1 protein-coding gene is annotated in these 266 nt (G+C 66.5%); it reads left to right on the forward strand.

The window, feature by feature from the left end:
• On the forward strand, positions 1–266 hold a 266-nt coding region (locus E0702_RS17650), incomplete at both ends, for a VUT family protein (protein WP_205742086.1).

The raw sequence follows: 266 nt of genomic DNA on the forward strand, positions 1-266 counted from the left end.
CCGTGTTCAACCGGCTGCGCGAAGGCTCCTGGTGGCGGGCACCGCTGGCCTCCACCCTGGTGGGATCGAGCCTGGATACGGCGATCTTCTTCACCATCGCGTTCTCAGGCGCCCTGACTTTCCTGGAACCGACAAACGACGTGTCCTGGGCCGGAGAGGCGGTGCCGCTGCTCGGTCTGGGGCCGGTCGCACCGCTTTGGGTGTCGCTGGCCGTGGCGGACTGGATGGTCAAGCTGTCGCTCGCCATTCTGGCGCTCATCCCGTTT

Origin of the sequence: Halomonas marinisediminis, from assembly GCF_004347715.1 — a bacterium.
In the GTDB taxonomy this organism is placed as follows: domain Bacteria; phylum Pseudomonadota; class Gammaproteobacteria; order Pseudomonadales; family Halomonadaceae; genus Halomonas; species Halomonas icarae.